The sequence below is a fragment of the Acidimicrobiia bacterium genome (assembly GCA_041393965.1).
GTDB lineage: Bacteria > Actinomycetota > Acidimicrobiia > Spongiisociales > UBA5794 > UBA5794.
Window position 1 is genome coordinate 191090 of the sequence record JAWKJB010000002.1, and the last position, 18374, is coordinate 209463.

Annotated in this window: 16 protein-coding genes; 13 read left to right on the forward strand and 3 right to left on the reverse strand. The window is 61.8% G+C overall.

What is annotated here, in order from left to right; all coding sequences use genetic code 11:
• Positions 1–86: 86 nt before the first annotated feature.
• From R2823_05730 to R2823_05750, 5 genes are all read left to right on the forward strand, one after another.
• Positions 87–974: a metallophosphoesterase gene (locus R2823_05730; GenBank protein MEZ5175687.1), complete on the forward strand. Its 888-nt coding sequence runs from the start codon at positions 87–89 to the stop codon at positions 972–974.
• A gap of 61 nt (positions 975–1035) precedes the next feature.
• A complete protein-coding gene (locus R2823_05735) occupies positions 1036–2199 on the forward strand; it encodes a glycosyltransferase (protein ID MEZ5175688.1) in 1164 nt (387 codons plus the stop codon).
• 23 nt (positions 2200–2222) lie between these two features.
• The gene (locus tag R2823_05740; protein MEZ5175689.1) at positions 2223–3347 is read left to right on the forward strand and encodes a hypothetical protein; all 1125 of its coding nucleotides are present in this window, start codon (positions 2223–2225) and stop codon (positions 3345–3347) included.
• A gap of 55 nt (positions 3348–3402) precedes the next feature.
• Positions 3403–4776 carry a glycosyltransferase 87 family protein gene (locus R2823_05745; protein MEZ5175690.1) on the forward strand — a complete coding sequence of 458 codons (1374 nt, stop codon included), beginning with the start codon at positions 3403–3405 and terminating at the stop codon, positions 4774–4776.
• Positions 4777–4850: 74 nt separating this feature from the next.
• Entirely contained in the window at positions 4851–6800 is a 1950-nt protein-coding gene (locus R2823_05750; GenBank protein ID MEZ5175691.1) for a hypothetical protein, read from the forward strand.
• Positions 6801–6848: 48 nt separating this feature from the next.
• Here the strand turns inward: R2823_05750 and R2823_05755 are convergent, their stop codons facing one another.
• Positions 6849–7280 (reverse strand): SRPBCC family protein, encoded by a 432-nt coding sequence (locus tag R2823_05755; GenBank protein ID MEZ5175692.1) that lies wholly within the window; start codon positions 7278–7280, stop codon positions 6849–6851.
• 9 nt (positions 7281–7289) lie between these two features.
• A complete protein-coding gene (locus tag R2823_05760; GenBank protein MEZ5175693.1) occupies positions 7290–7685 on the reverse strand; it encodes an HIT family protein in 396 nt (131 codons plus the stop codon).
• A gap of 58 nt (positions 7686–7743) precedes the next feature.
• Here R2823_05760 and R2823_05765 point away from each other — a divergent pair, with 58 nt between their 5' ends.
• From R2823_05765 to R2823_05800, 8 genes are all read left to right on the forward strand, one after another.
• Positions 7744–9027, forward strand: coding sequence for an exopolysaccharide biosynthesis polyprenyl glycosylphosphotransferase (locus tag R2823_05765; GenBank protein ID MEZ5175694.1), 1284 nt, complete (start codon positions 7744–7746; stop codon positions 9025–9027).
• A gap of 107 nt (positions 9028–9134) precedes the next feature.
• Positions 9135–10076, forward strand: coding sequence for a glycosyltransferase family 2 protein (locus tag R2823_05770; protein MEZ5175695.1), 942 nt, complete (start codon positions 9135–9137; stop codon positions 10074–10076).
• Positions 10077–10152: 76 nt separating this feature from the next.
• Positions 10153–11049 (forward strand): NAD(P)-dependent oxidoreductase, encoded by an 897-nt coding sequence (locus tag R2823_05775; GenBank protein ID MEZ5175696.1) that lies wholly within the window; start codon positions 10153–10155, stop codon positions 11047–11049.
• 3 nt (positions 11050–11052) lie between these two features.
• Positions 11053–12246: an aminotransferase class I/II-fold pyridoxal phosphate-dependent enzyme gene (locus R2823_05780; protein MEZ5175697.1), complete on the forward strand. Its 1194-nt coding sequence runs from the start codon at positions 11053–11055 to the stop codon at positions 12244–12246.
• 21 nt (positions 12247–12267) lie between these two features.
• Positions 12268–13344 carry a dTDP-glucose 4,6-dehydratase gene (rfbB, locus tag R2823_05785; GenBank protein ID MEZ5175698.1) on the forward strand — a complete coding sequence of 359 codons (1077 nt, stop codon included), beginning with the start codon at positions 12268–12270 and terminating at the stop codon, positions 13342–13344.
• Entirely contained in the window at positions 13341–14201 is an 861-nt protein-coding gene (gene rfbA, locus R2823_05790; protein MEZ5175699.1) for a glucose-1-phosphate thymidylyltransferase RfbA, read from the forward strand. Before rfbB ends, rfbA begins: the two co-directional genes overlap by 4 nt.
• Positions 14198–14761, forward strand: a complete 564-nt coding sequence (gene rfbC / locus R2823_05795; protein ID MEZ5175700.1) for a dTDP-4-dehydrorhamnose 3,5-epimerase — start codon at positions 14198–14200, stop codon at positions 14759–14761. The genes rfbA and rfbC overlap by 4 nt, the downstream gene beginning before the upstream one ends.
• Positions 14762–14849: 88 nt before the next feature.
• Complete coding sequence (locus tag R2823_05800) at positions 14850–17060, forward strand: M15 family metallopeptidase (protein ID MEZ5175701.1); 2211 nt, start codon at positions 14850–14852, stop codon at positions 17058–17060.
• 3 nt (positions 17061–17063) lie between these two features.
• Here R2823_05800 and R2823_05805 read toward each other — a convergent pair whose 3' ends face one another.
• On the reverse strand, positions 17064–18341 hold the full coding sequence (locus R2823_05805) for a glycosyltransferase family 39 protein (GenBank protein ID MEZ5175702.1): 1278 nt from the start codon (positions 18339–18341) through the stop codon (positions 17064–17066).
• Positions 18342–18374: the final 33 nt, after the last annotated feature.

An 18374-nucleotide genomic window follows, 5' to 3' on the forward strand; every position in this document is an offset into this window, starting at 1 on the left:
TTCTCCTCTCGTCGACGCTCCTCGTGTCGTGCACCGTGGGTGGGAGCTCAACAACACATCGACCGTCGATTACACCGCCCACAGAGGTGGCTGGCGAATCGGTCCGTTTGGTATTCGCAGGAGATTTCGGGGCAAACGACGCCGCAAACGACACACTCAGCATGATCTCAGGCCTTGCGCCTGAGGCACTCTTTGTCGTCGGCGATCTGTCATACGGACAGATCCGACCCGAGGTCGCATGGTGTGGCTATGTCCTCGACCGTGTCGGAGCATCGGTCGCAGTGCAGCTGGTCGTCGGTAACCACGAAGCTGACGGTGGCGACGGTGGATGGATCGGCGATTACGCCGAGTGCCTGCCGGATCGGGTTGGCTCTTCCGGCGAGTATCCCCTCCAGTACTACTCGGATTTCGCGACAAAGGTACGCGTGGTGGCAATCGCGCCCGGATTGAGCGTCAAGGGAAGGGAGTTCAACTATGCGCCGGGGTCCGAGGACCGGCGCTGGCTCGAACAGACGGTCGCTGAAGGACGCTCCCATGGTCTCTGGATCATTGTGGCGCACCACAAGGTGTGCATCTCGGCAGCGGAGAAGACCTGCGAGGTTTCGGAGGAACTCGCGAACTGGGAGGCAGCCAATGCCGACATCGTGATGATGGGTCACGCCCACAACTACCAGCGTTCCCACCAGCTTCGCTGTGTCCGCGCGGATCGCGTGGTGAGTGGTTGCATAGCCGATGCGGATGGTGTGCATCTTGCCGGGCAAGGGGCCGTCTTCGTGATTGCGGGTATCGCGGGACGCCACAGACCCTTGCATCCGGGCGATTCGGAAGCCGATTACTTTGCCGCCACCATGGGCGAAGGCAGCGATGTGTGGGGTCATGGAGTCGTCGTCGTCGAAGCGACCGATCAATTATTGGTGGGGAATTTCGTGGGGAGCGATACCCCATATTCCGATGGTTTCCGTATTGGACGATAAGGCTGGAGGACTCGTGATCAGATTGCGACGCAGATGGCATCGCTCCGTCGAGTCTCCGCGTGTGCTTGTCCTCGCCACGACGGTTCCAGTGGAGAGTGGCGATGGTACGCCCGCCTTCGTACTTGACCTCGCTTCGGCACTCACCGATGAGATGACCGTGTCGATCCTCGCTCCTCGGGTTCCAGAAGCCGCTCGCGTGACGACCATCGATGGCGTTACGGTGCGACGCTTCGGATACTTCCCGCGCCGATGGGAGGGCCTCGCCAACGGTGCAATCATGCCAACTCTGCGTGCGGAGCCCTGGCGTTGGATCGAGGTTCCGGCTCTTGTCGGTGCCATGATCGTCCGGACCGTCTTTGAGGCTTGGAGGACGAGGGCCGATGTCTTGCACGCACACTGGATTCTTCCGGGGGGCCTCGCGGCGTCATGTGCGGCGGCTCTTCTCCGAAAGCCCTACATCGTGACCGTCCACGGGGCCGATGTCTATACGCTGAGAGGTCGTCGCATCTCGTGGCTCAAGAGGAAGATCCTGACGCGTGCGAGGGCCGTGATGCCGGTGAGTCAGGACATCCGGTCGATGGTGATCGATCTGGCCGAGGCTCCCGACAACATCACATCAGCGGTTCCGATGGGTGTGGCCGCACCTGAGGTACGAGATGCAGGACGGCGTGCAGCTGACTCCTTCCTCATCGTCGGCCGCCTTGCGCAGAAGAAGGGCATCGGTATTGCGATCAACGCGTTCTCCATGATCGATCGTGGCGATCTCGTGGTCGTCGGTGACGGCCCTCTCCGGTCGACGCTGGAATCGGCGGTGGACGAGGCGAACCTCAATGACCGAGTACGCTTCGTCGGTCGACAACCTCGAGAGGAAGTTCTCGACCACATGCGGCGATGCACTGCATTGCTCATCCCGTCCGTGGTCGCTCCGGATGGGGACACCGATGGGACACCGGTGGTATTGGCAGAGGCGATGTCGCTCGGGACACCGGTGATCGCTTCGAGAATCGCTGGCTTGGCTGATCATATCGAGGATGGTCGAACCGGATGGTTGGTGGAACCGGGCGATGTCGAAGCACTCGCGGAGGCGTTGGTTCGGGGGATGGGAGACACCAGTGGCCTCGATCGTCTCGGCGCATCGGCTGCCCAGTACTTCACCGGCGGTGCACTCGACATGGCGACAACAGCCCGAGAATACAGGAGCGTTCTCCGGGGTCTTGCACCATGAACTCCTGGATTGCGACGATCGGGATGAGAATCACGGGCGACAGTGCCACGACCCCGGTGATTGTCGACGAGTTGACACGCAGCTCGCCCCCCACGGAGACCAAGTCGTGGATCGACTTCGACATTTCCGATGGGATCCCGAAAGAGAGACCGGTGGTCGCGTTGGCAGGGTCGCGCTTGGCGCTCAAGCACGGCGTCGGTTTGCATTCCAACGGAGTCCTTCGCCTGCACTACGGCATCAAATGGGCGGGAACGGTGTACGCGGTGGACCTTCCCGCGGTGCCCTCGTCCACATCTCCGATGAGCGTGCATATCTACCTTCCGCGGCACCTCGACCGCTGGAGTGGAGCGACATCCGGCCTCCTCAAGGTGGGCAGTCGAGATGGGTCGACACTGATCCAGGTTGCTGCGAAGAATGTGATCTACGAAATCATCGATAGCTTGCTTGCGTATCAGTTGTTGCACAACCGGTCCGCGATGCTGCATGCCGCAGCACTCTGCAAGGGAGACCGAACTGCGGTTCTCGCCGGTACCGGTGGTGTCGGCAAGAGTACGAGTTTGCTGGCCGCCATGTCTCGCCGGCAGGACCTGAGGTATCTGGGCGACGATTTGATCGTCATCGACGAAAACGGTCGAGCTTTCCGTCACCCGAAGAAGGTGCAGGTGTACGACTACAACCTCGACCGACTCCCGGAGACGAAGACCCGCCTGCTCGACCGCCTCGGACCCGCGCGCCGAGGCCTCTGGACGGTTCGGGCTTCGTGGCTCGGTCCGAAACAGGTTCGCATGCGGGTGTCGGCTGAAGACCTCTTCGGAGCTGCACAGGTAGCAGACGAGTCACAGATCGACACGGTGTTCTGGGTAGTGCCAGGTGCCGTGGAGCGGGTTACATCTCGGCCCATGGATCCCGGTGAGGCAGCTCAGCATGCGGCAGCGGCCCTCGTCGATGAGTTCTGGGATTTTGCTCGCTTGCTGAACCTGGGGAGTGTCCTCACGGATCGAGCCATGTCGCTCGATGCTTTCTACTCCGACACCCTCGGCGTGTACCGTTCGGCGTTCTCTCGGGGCGAGTGCTACCAGCTGTCCGTTCCCCGCGATGCTGAGCCAGTCGAAATCGTCGATTCGCTGTCGTCGCTTGCCGGGTGGTGACACGCCGAGATCAGATACCGTGCTCAAGGGGTTCTCGCGGTAGGCTCGCTCCGCTGTGAACCAACAAGCAACACGACCGGTCCTTCGATTCTTCGCGGCCAACAAGTGGCTCGTCGTCGTCGGGCTTTCACTCGTGCTGATTGGTGGCACCATGATCGAAGAGCCGCCAGGGAATCTCACGGTGATCCTGCTTAGCGCTGGAACAGGGTTGCTGGTCGCTGGCTCCATGATGCTTCGTTCCGGCTGGAACCCTGCATCGGCGATTCTCGTGGCGCTCGGCGCTGCAATACCGATCATCGTCCTCACGGCCGTTCGGTTTCCGGTCACGTTGAAGAATGTGCCATCGATTCGGGCAACTCAGCTCATCGGGTTCATCGTCTTGGTGGCAGCGGTCGCCTTACGAGGAGTACGCGAACGCATTGTCGCCATCCTTGCCTTGTTCGCAGTGCTCTTCATGACGCTGTATTGCCTCCTGTTCGCATACCACGACCCGATCGACATCGATGTCTACCTCCTGCACGAGGCGGCTGCTGAGGCGTTGCTCGACGGACAGAACCCGTATTCGACCGGAAATGTCGCCGTCCGAGAGACACACCCGTTCGACGATCGGGACCTGATTGGTGAATACACCTATCCGCCATTGGCGCTTATTGCGTATGCGGGATCTTCGATCGTCTTCGGCGACTCGCGAGTGATCGGCGCTCTGAGCATTGCCGTGGCCCTGGGCCTTGTGTTGTGGTTCTGTAGCCAGCGCCCCGGTGATCTCGGCATGCGAACCGGCGCCGCGGTCGTGGGTATGATGTGTGTTCTCCCCATGTCGTATCTTCTTGTGTACGCGGGATGGACCGAGGCACTCACCCTTCCGTTCCTCGTCGCGGCTGCTGCGTGGTGGGAGCGTCGATGGGTGGCAGCGGCGATCATGTTTGGACTTGCGATTGCGACGAAGCAGTACATGATCGTTACGGTGCCCATGATCGTGTTTCTCCCATCAGAGGATCGTTGGAAGCGACTGGCCGTGTCCGTTGCCACTGCGTTTGTCACGCTGATCCCCTTCCTGGTTCTTGACGCCGAGGGTTTGCTCAACGGTGTCGTGCGTCACCACCTCACACGGAGTCCTCGTCCAGACTCGGCAACATTGGCTGGCCTTGGTCTGCATATTCCGACCGCGATTGGAGTGGCGCTGGCGGTTGTGGCCGGTGTCTTGGTTGCACGCCGCGTACGGTCTGGCGGGCAGCTTCTTCTGGCCGTCTCGTCGGTACTCGCCGTATTCACGATCCTGGCGGTACGAGGGTTTCGCAATTCATGGTGGCTTGTTGCTGCTCTCACGGCGGTTGCAATCGCCTTTCCTGGTGATCGTGAGGAGGATCTCATTTGCCGCCCAGCACTCGCGGCGAATCAGTCGCGCGACATCGGTTCTGAGGCTCGGTGACAGGTTCTCAACCATCGATTCGCCACCGAGCCGGTTCCGCTACTCGGCGATCATTGGTACTTGATCGTTTTGTTGTGTCGATCGGGGTCTTTCTTTCGACCCTGGTCGGGTCGAGTCTGGTCTTCGCCGTAGTGGGCTGGTTCCTGCCGGTGACAGCTGCGATCTGCGCTGTCGCTGCGCTGGCACTCTCCGTAGCGGCGTGGCGCGCCCTTTCCGATGCAAGTCTCAGGCTTCCGACACGCCTCGGGACCATTGGCATCGCTGCCCTGTGCGTTGCGTTCATCGTCACGAATGCGGTGTTTGCCGGAGAGCACATGACAAGTGAACGAGATCAGGGTACCTATCTGAACACGGCACAGTGGCTTCGAAATCACGGGGATCTCCTGGTCGATGGCGGAGGGGCACCTTTCCCGGTTACTTCGGATATCGATCCCCAATGGAACACCGCTTTCGATGTCCGTGATGATGGTCGGATGTACATTCAGTTTTCGCACGGCTTCCCAACCGTGCTTGCGACGGTAGGGACAGCGTTTGGCACGCGCGCAATGCTGTGGGTCAATCCAGTCTTGGGTGGACTTGTGCTTCTCTTGCTCTATCTTGCCCTGCTTTGGATTGTCCATGAGCTGGCAGCTCTCTTGCTCATTGCGGTACTGGCAATGAATGTCAGTTTCTATTTCTTCTTTCGAGATACGTTCGCAGAGCCTTTGACCCTGGCTCTGGTGGCCGTGGCGGTTCTTTGCACATGGATGACAACGCGGACCGCCGACGCCGTGCCGCTGTATACCGCGGCCGCATGCATTGGTGTGCTCACCAGTGTGAGGCTCGACGGGTGGCTGTTTGTGACGGGCTGGTTGCTCATACTCACCGTATGGCTGATTCGTTCTCAGGGGTTGTCGACAAGGGTGATCTTGAGATCAGCGATCGTGACCCTCGGTGTGGCCAGTATTGGCATCGTCGACCTGTGGCTTCGTTCGCCGGTATATGTCACGCAGAGGGCTGACCAGGTGATACCGATGGGATTGGCGGTTGGCTTCTCGATGGGTGCCTTCGCCGCTGTCTACTTGGCGCGGGCCAGGCTACGAGGATGGGATTACGAGCGAGTCTTCGGGACAGCCTTCATTCGGTTGAGAGTCGCGGGTGTTCTCCTCGTCGGCCTCGCTTCGGCATTCATGCTGTTCGTTCGGCCAACCTACTTCAAGGTGCACGGAGCGCACAAACCGTGGATGGAGAACATGCAGCGACTCCACGAGCTCCCGATCGACGGAACGGTGAAGCTGTATGAAAACTCCCTTCGCTGGTTCACATGGTATTGGGGATGGGTTGTGGTCATCGCCGCCCTCGTCGGTGTGTGTTTCGTGATATGGCGCTCGGTGGCGGGTCCATCGATCGCCATGTACGCGTTGGTGATCGTGTCCGTTGCTCTCGCCGTGTATCTCGCATGGCCGTCGATCGCGCCTGACCACATGTGGGTGATGCGTCGCTTCCTTGCACCGGGCGTCGTGTTCATCATCTTCGGCCTTGCGGTGTCGGTGCAGGAACTCGTGGGGTGGTGGCCACGAATGCCGGTATCGGCGTTCACGACACGGCTTACCGTCGTCGTCGGAGCCTTGCTCTTTGTGGTTGTGGCCACGGGTACATCGTGGGGACTGTTCAAGGCGGCACCGCACCGTCCACTCTTGGACACCACACTCGAGCTGTGCAGCGCCTTACCCGATGACGCAGCTGTTGTCGCCGTCGGACGCACGCTAGGACATGCATATGCGCCCGCAATCAGGACCTTTTGCGATGTTCCTGTCGTTTGGTGGCTTCAGACCGGAGTCCTGACGCTCGCGGAGCTCGCTGCCCATGTGGAGCGAAATGGTCACCGTCTTGTGGTTCTCAGCGATGGCTCCCGATCGTTCGACGGCCGGGTTCTCTTTTCGGAGACACCGGAGATCCAGGTACCCGATGTGTCACTCCTCGCCGTTCCACAGTCCGTCGCCCTGCGGCCCTTTCCACTTGTTGCCGAACTGGTCGAGTCGTGATCCCAGATATGCGAACTGGGCGGGGAAGTACGGGTTCTCGGGACACACTCAGATCCGGTTCTTGAGATCCTCGACTTGTTCGGGGAAGCCGGTTGTGAGGGCGCCCTTGATCGCAGGGAAAAACATCGTCGAAAGGATGCCCTTGGTCGCGAGGCCCATCGTCACGGTCGCTTCACAGGTGTCGCCGGTCGGGTGAAGTTCCGTGGTCACCTTCCCTTCGATCTCTGAAGTGACCATGTCGAAGACGATGAGATTCGGCGGTTCGGCTCGGGCCGCTCTCGCGCTGCCACGGTAGGTCTTGCCACCAACCTCGGCGCCCCACTCGAAGGAAGCCAAGATGCCATCACCCGTGTGGACCGAGTTCGACACATACGAGATCGGCCCCACACCAGCCCATGTGGCCTCCTCTTGGAGCTTTCCCCATGCGACATCGATCGGGGCATTCAACGGCACCGTATGGGCTATCGACATCGAGGGCATGACAGGACACTACTCGGCGAGCCCGGCCGCGATGCGGCTTGCCTCGAGCGCAAGCTCGTCGCTCGACGCCGGTGCTGCGTTCGCGAAGTCGAGGTCATGTGGCTGGTTGATCGGCACCAGATGGATGTGAACATGGGGAACTTCGAGACCGGCGATCATCAGCCCGACCTTCCGCGGGTTGTAGACGGCCTGAAGGACTTCGCCGATCGTCCTGCTGACCCGAAGCAGATGGTTGACCGATGCATCGTCGAGGTCGAGCCAGTGATCGACCTCTTGGATCGGCACGACCAGCGTGTGGCCGCGGCGCAACGGCTCGATGGACAGAAACGCCACGCACACATCGTCGCGGTACACGAAATGCCCGGGGAGGTCGCCGTCGATGATCCTCGTGAAGACGCTCGGCATCGTGTCCTGCTCCCTTCAAACCGACCGCAAAACGCATCTGGTTGTAGCCTAGGCACCGATGAAACGCGCTGCTTTCCTGCGCGGCCTGTGGATCGCGGACCTCGCGTGGCTCGCTGTAGCAATCCTGATCGCGACCTTCAGGGTCTTCGGCGTGCTGATGCCGTGGCTTGCGACGACTCCGACGGGCACCCTGATGCCGTCGGTGGGGCTCACCGTCGGCGGCGCACTCATCGCCATGTTCATCACCTACCGCTCCGGCGAGGGGACCATTCCTCGCCCCTCGTACGGCCAAGCCATCGCGATCGTCGGCACGACGATGACCGTCACCGCCGTCGGGCTCGTGATCTCGCGGGAGTACTTCTCGCGGGAATGGCTCCTCGTCACTTTTGTCCTGTGGGCCGCCCAGATGCTCGCCCATCGCACCCTGCTCCGCATGCGACCCTGGTCCGAATCCATGGTCGTCGTGACGCAGGAGAAGACCCTTGCGGACGGAATCAACGAGAGTCCCCACGCAACCGTCATCGCGACCGTCGCGCCGGATTCTGACCCGTCCCTCATCCCGCTCGCGGACGATATGACGCTCGTCATCGACCTGCGCGCAACGATGTCAGATGAGATGGCGCGGTTCGTGTCATCAGCTTCCATCTCCGGTCAGCGGGTCGTACCGCTCGTTGCGGTATATGAGGAATACACGGGGCGCCTTCCCCTCGTCCACATCCTCCGCGGCTGGGAGATCTCCCGTCCGGTGGCCCGCTCACGCTACGCCCCTTTCAAGCGGGTGCTCGACGCGACCTTGACGGTCGTCACCGCGCCGATCTGGCTCCTGATCGGTGCGTTCGTGTGGTCCGCGGTGCGAATGGAATCCGATGGGGCCGCCATCTACCGCCAGACCCGCGTCGGGAAGAACGGCAAACTGTTCACGCTCCTCAAGTTTCGCACGATGGTTGTCGACGCCGAGGCACTCGGACCCCAATTCGCGCAGCAGAACGATCCGCGCCTGACACGAATCGGGAGGTTCCTCCGTCGCTCACGCCTCGATGAGATCCCGCAGCTGTGGAATGTTCTCAAGGGCGACCTCGCGATCGTCGGCCCGCGCCCTGAGCGCCCGGTGTTCGTTGAGACATTCACCCGTGCGATTCCGTTCTACGACAGCCGTCACCTCGTGCGGCCAGGGATCACCGGATGGGCCCAGGTGCACCGCGGATATGGCGGCGGGATCGACGACGCCCTCGACAAGCTCACCTACGACCTGTACTACGTCAAGCACTCGTCGCTGTGGCTCGACACCCAGATTCTCGGCAAGACCGTTTGGATCGTCGTGACCGGGAAAGGCTCGAGATAGACCCGTCGTCGGCTCACACCATGTGGCTATGGTTCCGACCACCCGGCCCAACGCAGCAAGCCAAGCGCTGCGATCCGATTGATGCCCCAGCCCAGAGGAGATGAGCGATGACCCCGTCGGTGCCAGCGCCCGATGTGTCGATCGTCCTCCCGGTGTTCAACGAGATCGATCATCTCGACGAGGAACTGACGCGCATCCGCGCCGCATTCGATGCTTCGCAGTACTCGTACGAAATCATCGTCATCGACGATGCTTCAACCGACGGCAGCACGGAACGGCTCCATGAGATCGACGGCATCAGGCTGATCACCTTCGCCGCGAACCGGGGGCCAGGCGCCGCGCGCAAGACCGGAACCGAGGCGTCGCGGGGCCGCGTCGTGGTGTGGACCGATGTCGACATGTCGTACCCGAACGAACTTCTCCCGACCCTCGTCGACGAGCTTGAAGGCCACGACCAGGTCGTCGGGGCGAGAACCTCAGAGCAGGGAACGCACAAGTTTGCTCGGATCCCGGCGAAATGGACCATTCGGAAACTCGCCGAGTACCTGTCCGGCACAAGGATCCCCGACCTCAACTCGGGGTTTCGGGCCTTTCGACGATCCGTTGCCGTCCAGTTCTCGCATCTGCTCCCCGACGGGTTTTCCCATGTGACAACCCTCACCATGGCATTCCTTGCGAACGGGTACAGCATCAAGTACATCGACATCCCTTACGCCGAACGCTCGGGGAAATCGAAGTTCCGCCTCGTTGCCGACACACGCCTGTACCTGTTGCAGGTCACTCGCATGGTCATGATGTGGAACCCGTTGCGTGTCCTGATGCCGGTTGCCCTTGTGATGTTCCTGATCGGTTCCGCCAAGATCGTTTACGACATCATCGACAAGAGCTTCCGCATCGGCACCAACACGCTGCTGGTCATGGCAACGGCTGGCCTCATCGTGGTTGTCGCCCTCCTCGCCGACCTCGTCGTACAGGTCAGCCGGCCAAGATCAACCGTCGTCTCCGCCGTGGTGACCGATGTCGACGCCACCGAATACAACGAGACCTGACTCTGCATGCTCACGCTCGCGTGTTCTTCAGACTCGGAGGCTCGACCGACACCTCCGCTCCTTAGAATTGGCCGCCATGACAGGGCCAATCGTGGACGAAACAATCGTGATCACCGGCGCAACCGGATTCATCGGTTCCCATCTCACTCGACGGCTCGTCAACGGCAACGATGTCCACATCTTGGTCCGCAACCCGGATCGGGCATCAGCACTCGGTCTCGACGCGAGCAACATCCACGACATATCGTCGTCGACGCACCCGATCGCAGGCCTGTTCGAAGACCTGCAACCGAGCATGGTGTTTCATCTCGCGACCCGCTACGAACGCACCGACCCGGTCGATCCTCGACCGATGCTCGAAGCCAATGTTGTGTTCGGGACCGCTGTCCTGGAGGCTGCCGCCCGCATCGGCGACTGCACCGTCGTGATGGCGGGCTCACACTTCCAACACGCAGACGGCGTACCCGTCAGCCTCTACGCCCTTTCCAAGAACCTGCTCATCGAGGTTGCGCGCTACCTCACCGCCACCCGGAACCTGTCGTGGGTCGAAACCGTGCTCTATGACATCTACGGCCCCCGCGATCGTCGCGGCAAGCTGATCGACACGGTCCTGGACCGCCTTCTTGCCGGCCAACCGATTCAGCTGCCCGAACGGCTCGCACTCCACCACTTTGTCCATGTGGACGACGCAGTGGACGCCTTGCTCGCAAGCGCCCGTCAGCTTCGCAGCACCGGTGAATCCGGCATGTCGTTGTTCGCCACATCGGACAAGGCGGTGACACCGAAGGAGGTCGTCGAGATCGCCTCGACCGTTCTCGGTCGACAGCCGATCTTGGGCGGATCCCACTTTCAGCTTCCACCTCGTACGCCGATGCATCCGGCAGATGGTCCGAGGCCGGACGCATGGTCGCCAACCATTGGCCTTTCCGACGGAATCATGACAGTCGCCCGGTCCCGTACCGCAGAGCCCTAGACGATGAGGGTCAACTACGCACAGGCGGTGTACGGCGAAGAAGAAATCGCTGCGGTGGTCGAAGTCCTCGAGCATTCCACGGAACTGCTCATGGCGGGGCCTCGTGTCTCGGCATTCGAAGCTGCGGTTGCCGGGCGGTTCGGCAAGGAGTTCGGCGTGATGGTCAACTCGGGCTCATCGGCCAACCTTGTCGCAATCGAAGGGCTGGGGCTCGAACACGGATCGGAGGTGGTCACACCCGCACTCACCTTCTCCACCACGGTGGCGCCCCTCATCCAAAGCGGTCTCACGCCGGTCTTCGTGGATGTCGAACCCGACACCTACACCGTCGATGTCGCACACATCTCCGAGCGCATCACATCCCGCACCCGGGCGCTCATGATCCCGAACCTAATCGGAAACCTGCCCGACTGGAAGGCCGTTCGGGCACTCGCGGACACTTATGGCCTTGTCGTCATCGAAGACTCATGCGACACGATCGGCAGCACGATCGCCGGAATGCCGACCGGTGCCCTCACCGATGTTGCAACGACGAGCTTCTACGCGTCGCACATCATCACCGCTGCGGGGTTCGGTGGAATGATGACAACCTCAAACCCGGACCTTGCGCAACGGGCTCGCCTCCTGCGCGGCTGGGGGAGGACCTCGTCCACTCGTGCCGAATCCGAGGGCATCACAGATCGATTCGATGTTGCGGTCGATGGCATCGACTACGACGCCAAGTTCATGTTCGAGGCGCTCGGCTACAACTTCCTCCCGTCGGAACTGTCCGCGGCATTCGGGCTCGTCCAGCTCGGGCGCCTCGATGAATACGCCCGTCGCCGGTCAACCAACTTCGCGAAGCTGAGACAGGCGTTCAGTGGATACGAGGACTGGTTCATACTCCCGCGCCAGGGTGCCGAGATCGAAACAGCATGGCTGGCCTTTCCGCTCATCGTGCGGGATTCGGCGCCGTTCACCCGCAGGGAACTCCAGATCGGATTCGAGACCGACGGGATACAGACTCGGGTCGTCTTCACAGGGAATGTGCTTCGTCAGCCTGCTTTCTCGGAACTCAACGATGCAGGCAGTGGATCGTTCCCGAATGCGGATCGCGTGATGCGAGGAGGGGTTCTGCTTGGATGTCACCAAGGCATGGGTGACGATGAGATTGCGTACATCATGGACTCGTTTGCGAGGTTTGCTTCTGCCTACTGACGAAGACCATCGGGAGGGCCGGTGCGACTGACCATCACCGGCGGCTGCGGGTTCATCGGATCCGCCGTGGCCCGCCTTGCGGTAGCCAGAGGTCACGAGGTCCTGAACCTCGACAAGATGTCCTACGCCGCGACGGTCGCGTCGACAGCCGCGATTGCTGGCCGCGATGGGTATCGGCACGAGATCGTCGACATCGGTGACCAACGCACAGTGCGTGCGCTCCTTGCCGAATCCAAGCCCGAGGTCGTCATGCATCTCGCCGCCGAATCCCATGTCGACCGATCGATTGATCAACCGTCGGACTTCGTCAACACCAATGTGGTCGGGACCGTTGCACTGCTCGAAACCGTCAGCGAGTACTACAACGGTCTCACAGGGGAAGACCGCGCCCGATTCCGATTCCATCATGTGTCGACCGATGAGGTGTTCGGCTCCCTCGGCCCGCGCGGAGCGTTCACACCGGACTCGCCATATGACCCCCGGTCGCCGTACGCCGCCTCGAAGGCGTCTGCGGACCATTTCGCTCGTGCGTGGTACCACACCTACGGCCTTCCGGTTGTCGTGAGCAACTGCTCGAACAACTACGGGCCATTCCAGTTCCCCGAAAAGCTCATACCCCTCATCACCATCCGCGGCCTCACCGGTGCGACCCTTCCCGTCTACGGGGACGGATCCAACACTCGCGAGTGGCTTTTCGTCACCGACCACGCCGAAGCACTTCTCCGGGTCGCGCAGAGCGGCGAACCGGGACACACCTACCTCATCGCGGGGGAGTCGGAACGGCCGAACCTCGAGGTCGTGCAGGCAATCTGTTCGCTCCTCGACGAAATGGCGCCACTCGATGACGGTCGAGCCCACCGTGACCTCATCGAATTCGTCGAGGATCGGCCAGGCCACGACCTGCGCTACGCAATCGACGGATCCGCGACCACCGCGGCGTTCGGGTGGGAAGCAACCACACCCTTTGAGGTCGGCCTCCGCAAGACCGTTGAGTGGTACATCGACAACCGGGACTGGTGGGAGCCGCTTGTCTCCGATCTCCGAGCGACCGAACGCGTCGGGCATGGTGACCGCGGACCGGCCGAGGACGCCACATGAAGGGGATCATCCTCGCTGGCGGCGTCGGCACCAGGCTCGATCCGATGACGCGGGTCGTGAGCAAACACCTCCTGCCGGTGTACGACAAGCCGATGGTGTACTACCCCCTGACGCTGCTCATGCTCGCAGGCATGCGCGACATCCTCGTGATCTCAGCACCCGATCAGGCCGGCAACTTCGAGCACCTCCTCGGCGACGGAAGCGCCTTCGGTATCCGAATCTCCTACTTGACCCAGGCCGCTCCCGACGGGATCGCCCAGGCCTTCCCGATCGCCGAGCGGTTCCTCGATGGAGACGGTGCGGCCCTCGCGCTCGGTGACAACATCCTGTACGGGGGTGGACTGTCAGGGCTTCTCACGAAGGCGGCGGGGAACGACGGAGCAACGATCTTCGGATATCCCGTTCACGACCCTGAACGGTTCGGCGTGGTGACCCTCGACGAGCATGGCGCTCCGATGCGGATCGAAGAGAAGCCCGAGTCTCCCGAGTCGAATCTCGCTGTCGTCGGGCTCTACTTCTTCGATGCGGATGTTGTCGACATTGCCCGTTCCGTCCAGCCATCCGACCGCGGTGAACGCGAGATCACAAGCGTCATTGGTGTGTACCTCAAGCAGTCGCGGCTCACGGTCGAGACACTCGGACGGGGCATCGCATGGCTCGACGCCGGAACACCCGAGGATCTCCACGAGGCTGCCGCGTTCGTCCGAACGATCGAGAAGCGCCAGGGGTTCAAGATCGCCTGCCCAGAAGAGGTCGCGTACCGGCTCGGATACATCGACCGCGACAATCTCGCGCAGCTCGCAGCCGACGCCCCGAATAGGGAGTACGGCGCATACCTGTCGAGCCTCCTGCGATGACCGACGCGGGCCAGCCAAACCGCGTTGACGGCTTCGACGAGGTCGTTGCCTTCGTGTCGCCGATCCACCCAGACTCGCGCGGCAACCTTCGCGAGATCTACCGGGCTGACGAATTCCGCGAACGCACCGGTATCGCGCCGCAGTTCGTGCAGGACAATGTGTCGGTCTCGCACCGCGGGGTGCTGCGAGGCATCCACATCCAGGTGTCCCCCCCTCAAGGCAAGCTTGTATCGTGCCTCGCAGGCGAGGTCTTCGATGTCGTGGTCGACCTGCGCGGGTCGTCATCCACCTACCGGAAGTGGAAGGCGACGACGCTTTCGCACACCAACGGAATACAGGTGTGGGTGCCACCCGGGTTCGGCCATGCATTCCTCGTGGTTTCGGAGTCAGCGCTGGTGCATTACAAGGCCACGACTCCCTACCACCGTGACGGCACGAGGTCCGTTCGTTGGGACGATCCGGCGATCGGCATCCAATGGCCAACGACCGACGAGCCACACCTGTCGCAACAGGATGGAGATGCCCCGCTGCTGGCCGAATGTGACCTCTCACCCCGGTGACGAATCCTGAGGTGTGACCTGCGCCTCAGGTCAAGATCGTCGATTGGAATGCCGAAGGCATACACAATCGTGACCTAAGGTACGCCCAATGACACGGTCAATCGCCGCAATCGTGTTTGTTGTTGCGCTCGCGGGGCTCTCGGTGGTGGAATCTCCCCATGCCAGCGCCAACGATGCGGCCGTCGGCGTTGCGAACTGGTCGGAATCGCGAGGTTGCGATCCCCACGAGGCTGGCATCACCCGGCCCTTTGTTTCCCGAAGCGGGTCGATACCAGTCAATGAGCGCATCCGTGGACCCTGGGGGGACATGTTCGGGCGCACCTATTACCAGGTGAACGATGCGCTGGTTGCGTGGCACCTCCCCGGATCGTCGAAGACCATGTATGTCCACGAGAAGACGATCCCTGCGTTGCTGCTTGCGGGCGCGTCCCTCCAAGCCCACCAGGCGAGTGGCAAGAGTTACCATGTGTACTCGGCGTACGCCCGCAACTGGCGGACCGTCGGTGGTTCCTACCGGCCGTCCGAACACGCCTTCGGCACGGCGTTCGACATCAACCCCGGGTCGAATCCGTGGAGCCACGACAATGTGCTTCGTACCAACCTGCCCGGCTGGTTTGTTGACTCCTTCGCCGATGCCGGATTCTGCTGGGGCGGCTCGTGGGTGGACAGCAAGGACGCAATGCACTTCTCGTGGAGCGGACCGGCGCAGACACCCAACTACCCCGCTCGTGTGGCGCCATACCCTGCCGTAACGGCGGCAACGACCTACATCGAGCGCCTCGTCGGTTTCAACATCAGCCTCACGGCATCATCGGGGACTTCGATGACCGTTGCCGACATGACCGGTGAAGGCGCACCCGATGTTGTGCTGGCGTCCCCTTCGGGGCTCATCGAAGCATCGGGGGCGGTCGGGAACTACAGCCGCATCGCGTTCCGATCCAATGCGGGGTCGGGATCAGACGAAACCCTCATCGGCGACTTCGATCTCGACGGTGTCGCGGACTCATGGGTTCCGAAGCGCGACGGGGCGACGGTGTCGTTCAGCGTCTGGGCAGGCGGGAGCGACCATCAGGTGAAGACCGATGTCACCTCCGGCATTCCTACAACCGCCGACCGTCTTCTCCTCGGGTACTACGACGGTGACTATGTCCCTGACCTGTATGCCCTCGTCGGCAGCCAGTTCAATGTCTATGGATCATCCAACGGCTACACAGCAGCGGTCGCTCAGCTGCCTCTTCCCGCGGGGGCGGACGGCTCATGGCATTTCGCGACCGGTGACCTCGACCTCGATGGCAAAGCTGACATCTACGCGATCTCGAACGCGGGCGCTCCGACCATGGCGGTTCGGCTCGCGACGGGGGGCATCGCGACTTTCTCCCCTGCGGTCAATGTGACGCCACAGACCATGTTCGAGATCGCCGACTACGACGGGGACGGGCGCGACGATGTCTACACTCTGAACGGATCGGAGTTGACGATCGCCCTCGGCGGGCACTCCTCGGGAGCCGCGGACTCCTGGTTCCAGAACTCCTCGACGCTGCCGCCAGATGCCGGTCCGAAATGTGTTGGGCCGAATCCGTGTGACTCGATCGGACATGTCGACAGCGGTGGTGTGTGGACCCTTGCCGACCGGCCGCGTACCGACCCTGACGAAACCGAGTTCTACTACGGCAAACCCGGCGATTCCCCGTTCATGGGCGATTGGGACAACGACGGTATCGACACCCCCGGCCTGTACCGCAGGTCGGACGGATTCGTGTATCTGCGCCAGACCAACACACAAGGCATCGCCGACATCCAGTTCTTCTTCGGTGACCCGGGGGATCAGCCCCTCGTCGGTGATTTCGACGGCGATGGATACGACACGGTGAGCATCTACCGGCCATCCGAACACCGCTTCTACATCATCAACGAGTTGGGTGAGGACGGAAAGGGTCTCGGCGCCGCCGACTATTTCTTCTCGTTCGGGAACCCGGGTGACATCCCGTTCGTCGGGGACTTCGACGGTGACGGCGTCGACGAGATCGGTCTCAGGCGATCAAGCACAGCACGGGTCTTTCTCAAGTGGGAGCTCGAAGCGGGACCCGCCGACTACGAGTTCATCTACGGGGTCCCCGGCGACATCCCCCTCGCGGGGGATTGGGACGGCAACGGAACGGACACGATCGCCGTGTTCCGGCCATCGTCAGGCATCTGGTACCTCAGACTCGACAACACGGCAGGTATCGCCCACCACGCGATCAGGTTCGAGGCACCAAGAGGCACAACGCTTCCCGTCCACGGGCGGTTCGGGCTCTAGTGCTCAGGAGCCCGCCGCCACATCCACGCGACGAGTCCCGTCACGGGGGAGGCGTCGATTGCTTCCGACGAGGACATCGATCGTGAACGCTGCAACGAAGATGAGTATCACGGTCACGAAGTATGCATACCGCGGCTTCGCCCAATAGATGACGGTTCGAAGAAGCCAGCTCGACACGGCGAGGGGGATGATCAGCGCCCACAACTCCCTCCGCCATGCTCGATACGCGAGAAGGGAAAGCAATGCTGCCGCGAGGAGACCCGCTGTCGCCATCCTTGCGAGCTGAAGAAAGGTGGTCGCAAAGCGGACATAGCGCTGGACGAACTCCGGATCCCCCCGATAGGCCGGCTGCTGGGTCGCCCAGAACACGCTGTAGTCGGGAGACGCGAACAGATGCAGGGTTCCCTTCCAAACATCCTTGACGAGGTTCAGCGGATGTTCGCGGATGTGCTTGAAACCCAGTTCCCAGCCGAGCCGGCTCGCTTCCTCAGGTGGCAGGCCGTACAGCGGGTTCCCTTCGATGAAATCCCCATAGTTGCCCGAGTCGTTGTGGGCGAAATAGAAGTTGAGTCCGGCGCTCGATGACAGTCCGGCGTTCGGGTCGACAACGATGGCGTTGCGCACATACCACGGAAGCACAACAACAAAGATTCCCGCGGCGACGAGGGCGGAAACGATGATGCGCGTCCGCGGTGTTGGGAGCTTGTTCCCGACCCAGATGAACAGCAGGATCGCGGGGACATAGAACACCGCTTCGCCACGGGTGAGGACTGCACAGCCGACGAGGATTCCTACGATTCCCGCGTACACGGCCGGTCTGCGATCGATACGGGTCAGCACCGCGATGGCGCCGAGCATCAGCGCGACGAACAGGTGCTCGGTGGCGAGGATGGGGGAGAACAGGACCAAGGTCGGGTAGAACGCGAAGAGCCCTGCTGCGATCAGCGCGGCTCTCTGTGTCGCAAGGACTCTGAGCGCTGCGAGGTATACGAGACCGATCGAAATGGTTCCGAGCACTACCATCGATAGTCCCAGCCACACATCTGATCGAGAGAAGAAGGCGAATACCGACAGGTAGACAGGATGCAGTGGCAGGAAGAACGAGGTCGGTTCGGGGTAGCCGAACTGTCCGTGGTCGACAATCCCGACCGCGAGGGTGCGGTAGTCATTGAAGTCCGAGACGGGGACGGGATCAGCGTGAAGCAGCCAGGCAAGTCTGATCAGGAAGCCAGCTCCGACAATGATCACGATCGGAACGCGCTCGCGGCGAATCCACCTCATCGGCGACACGCTACCGGGACGGTAGGCGCTTGG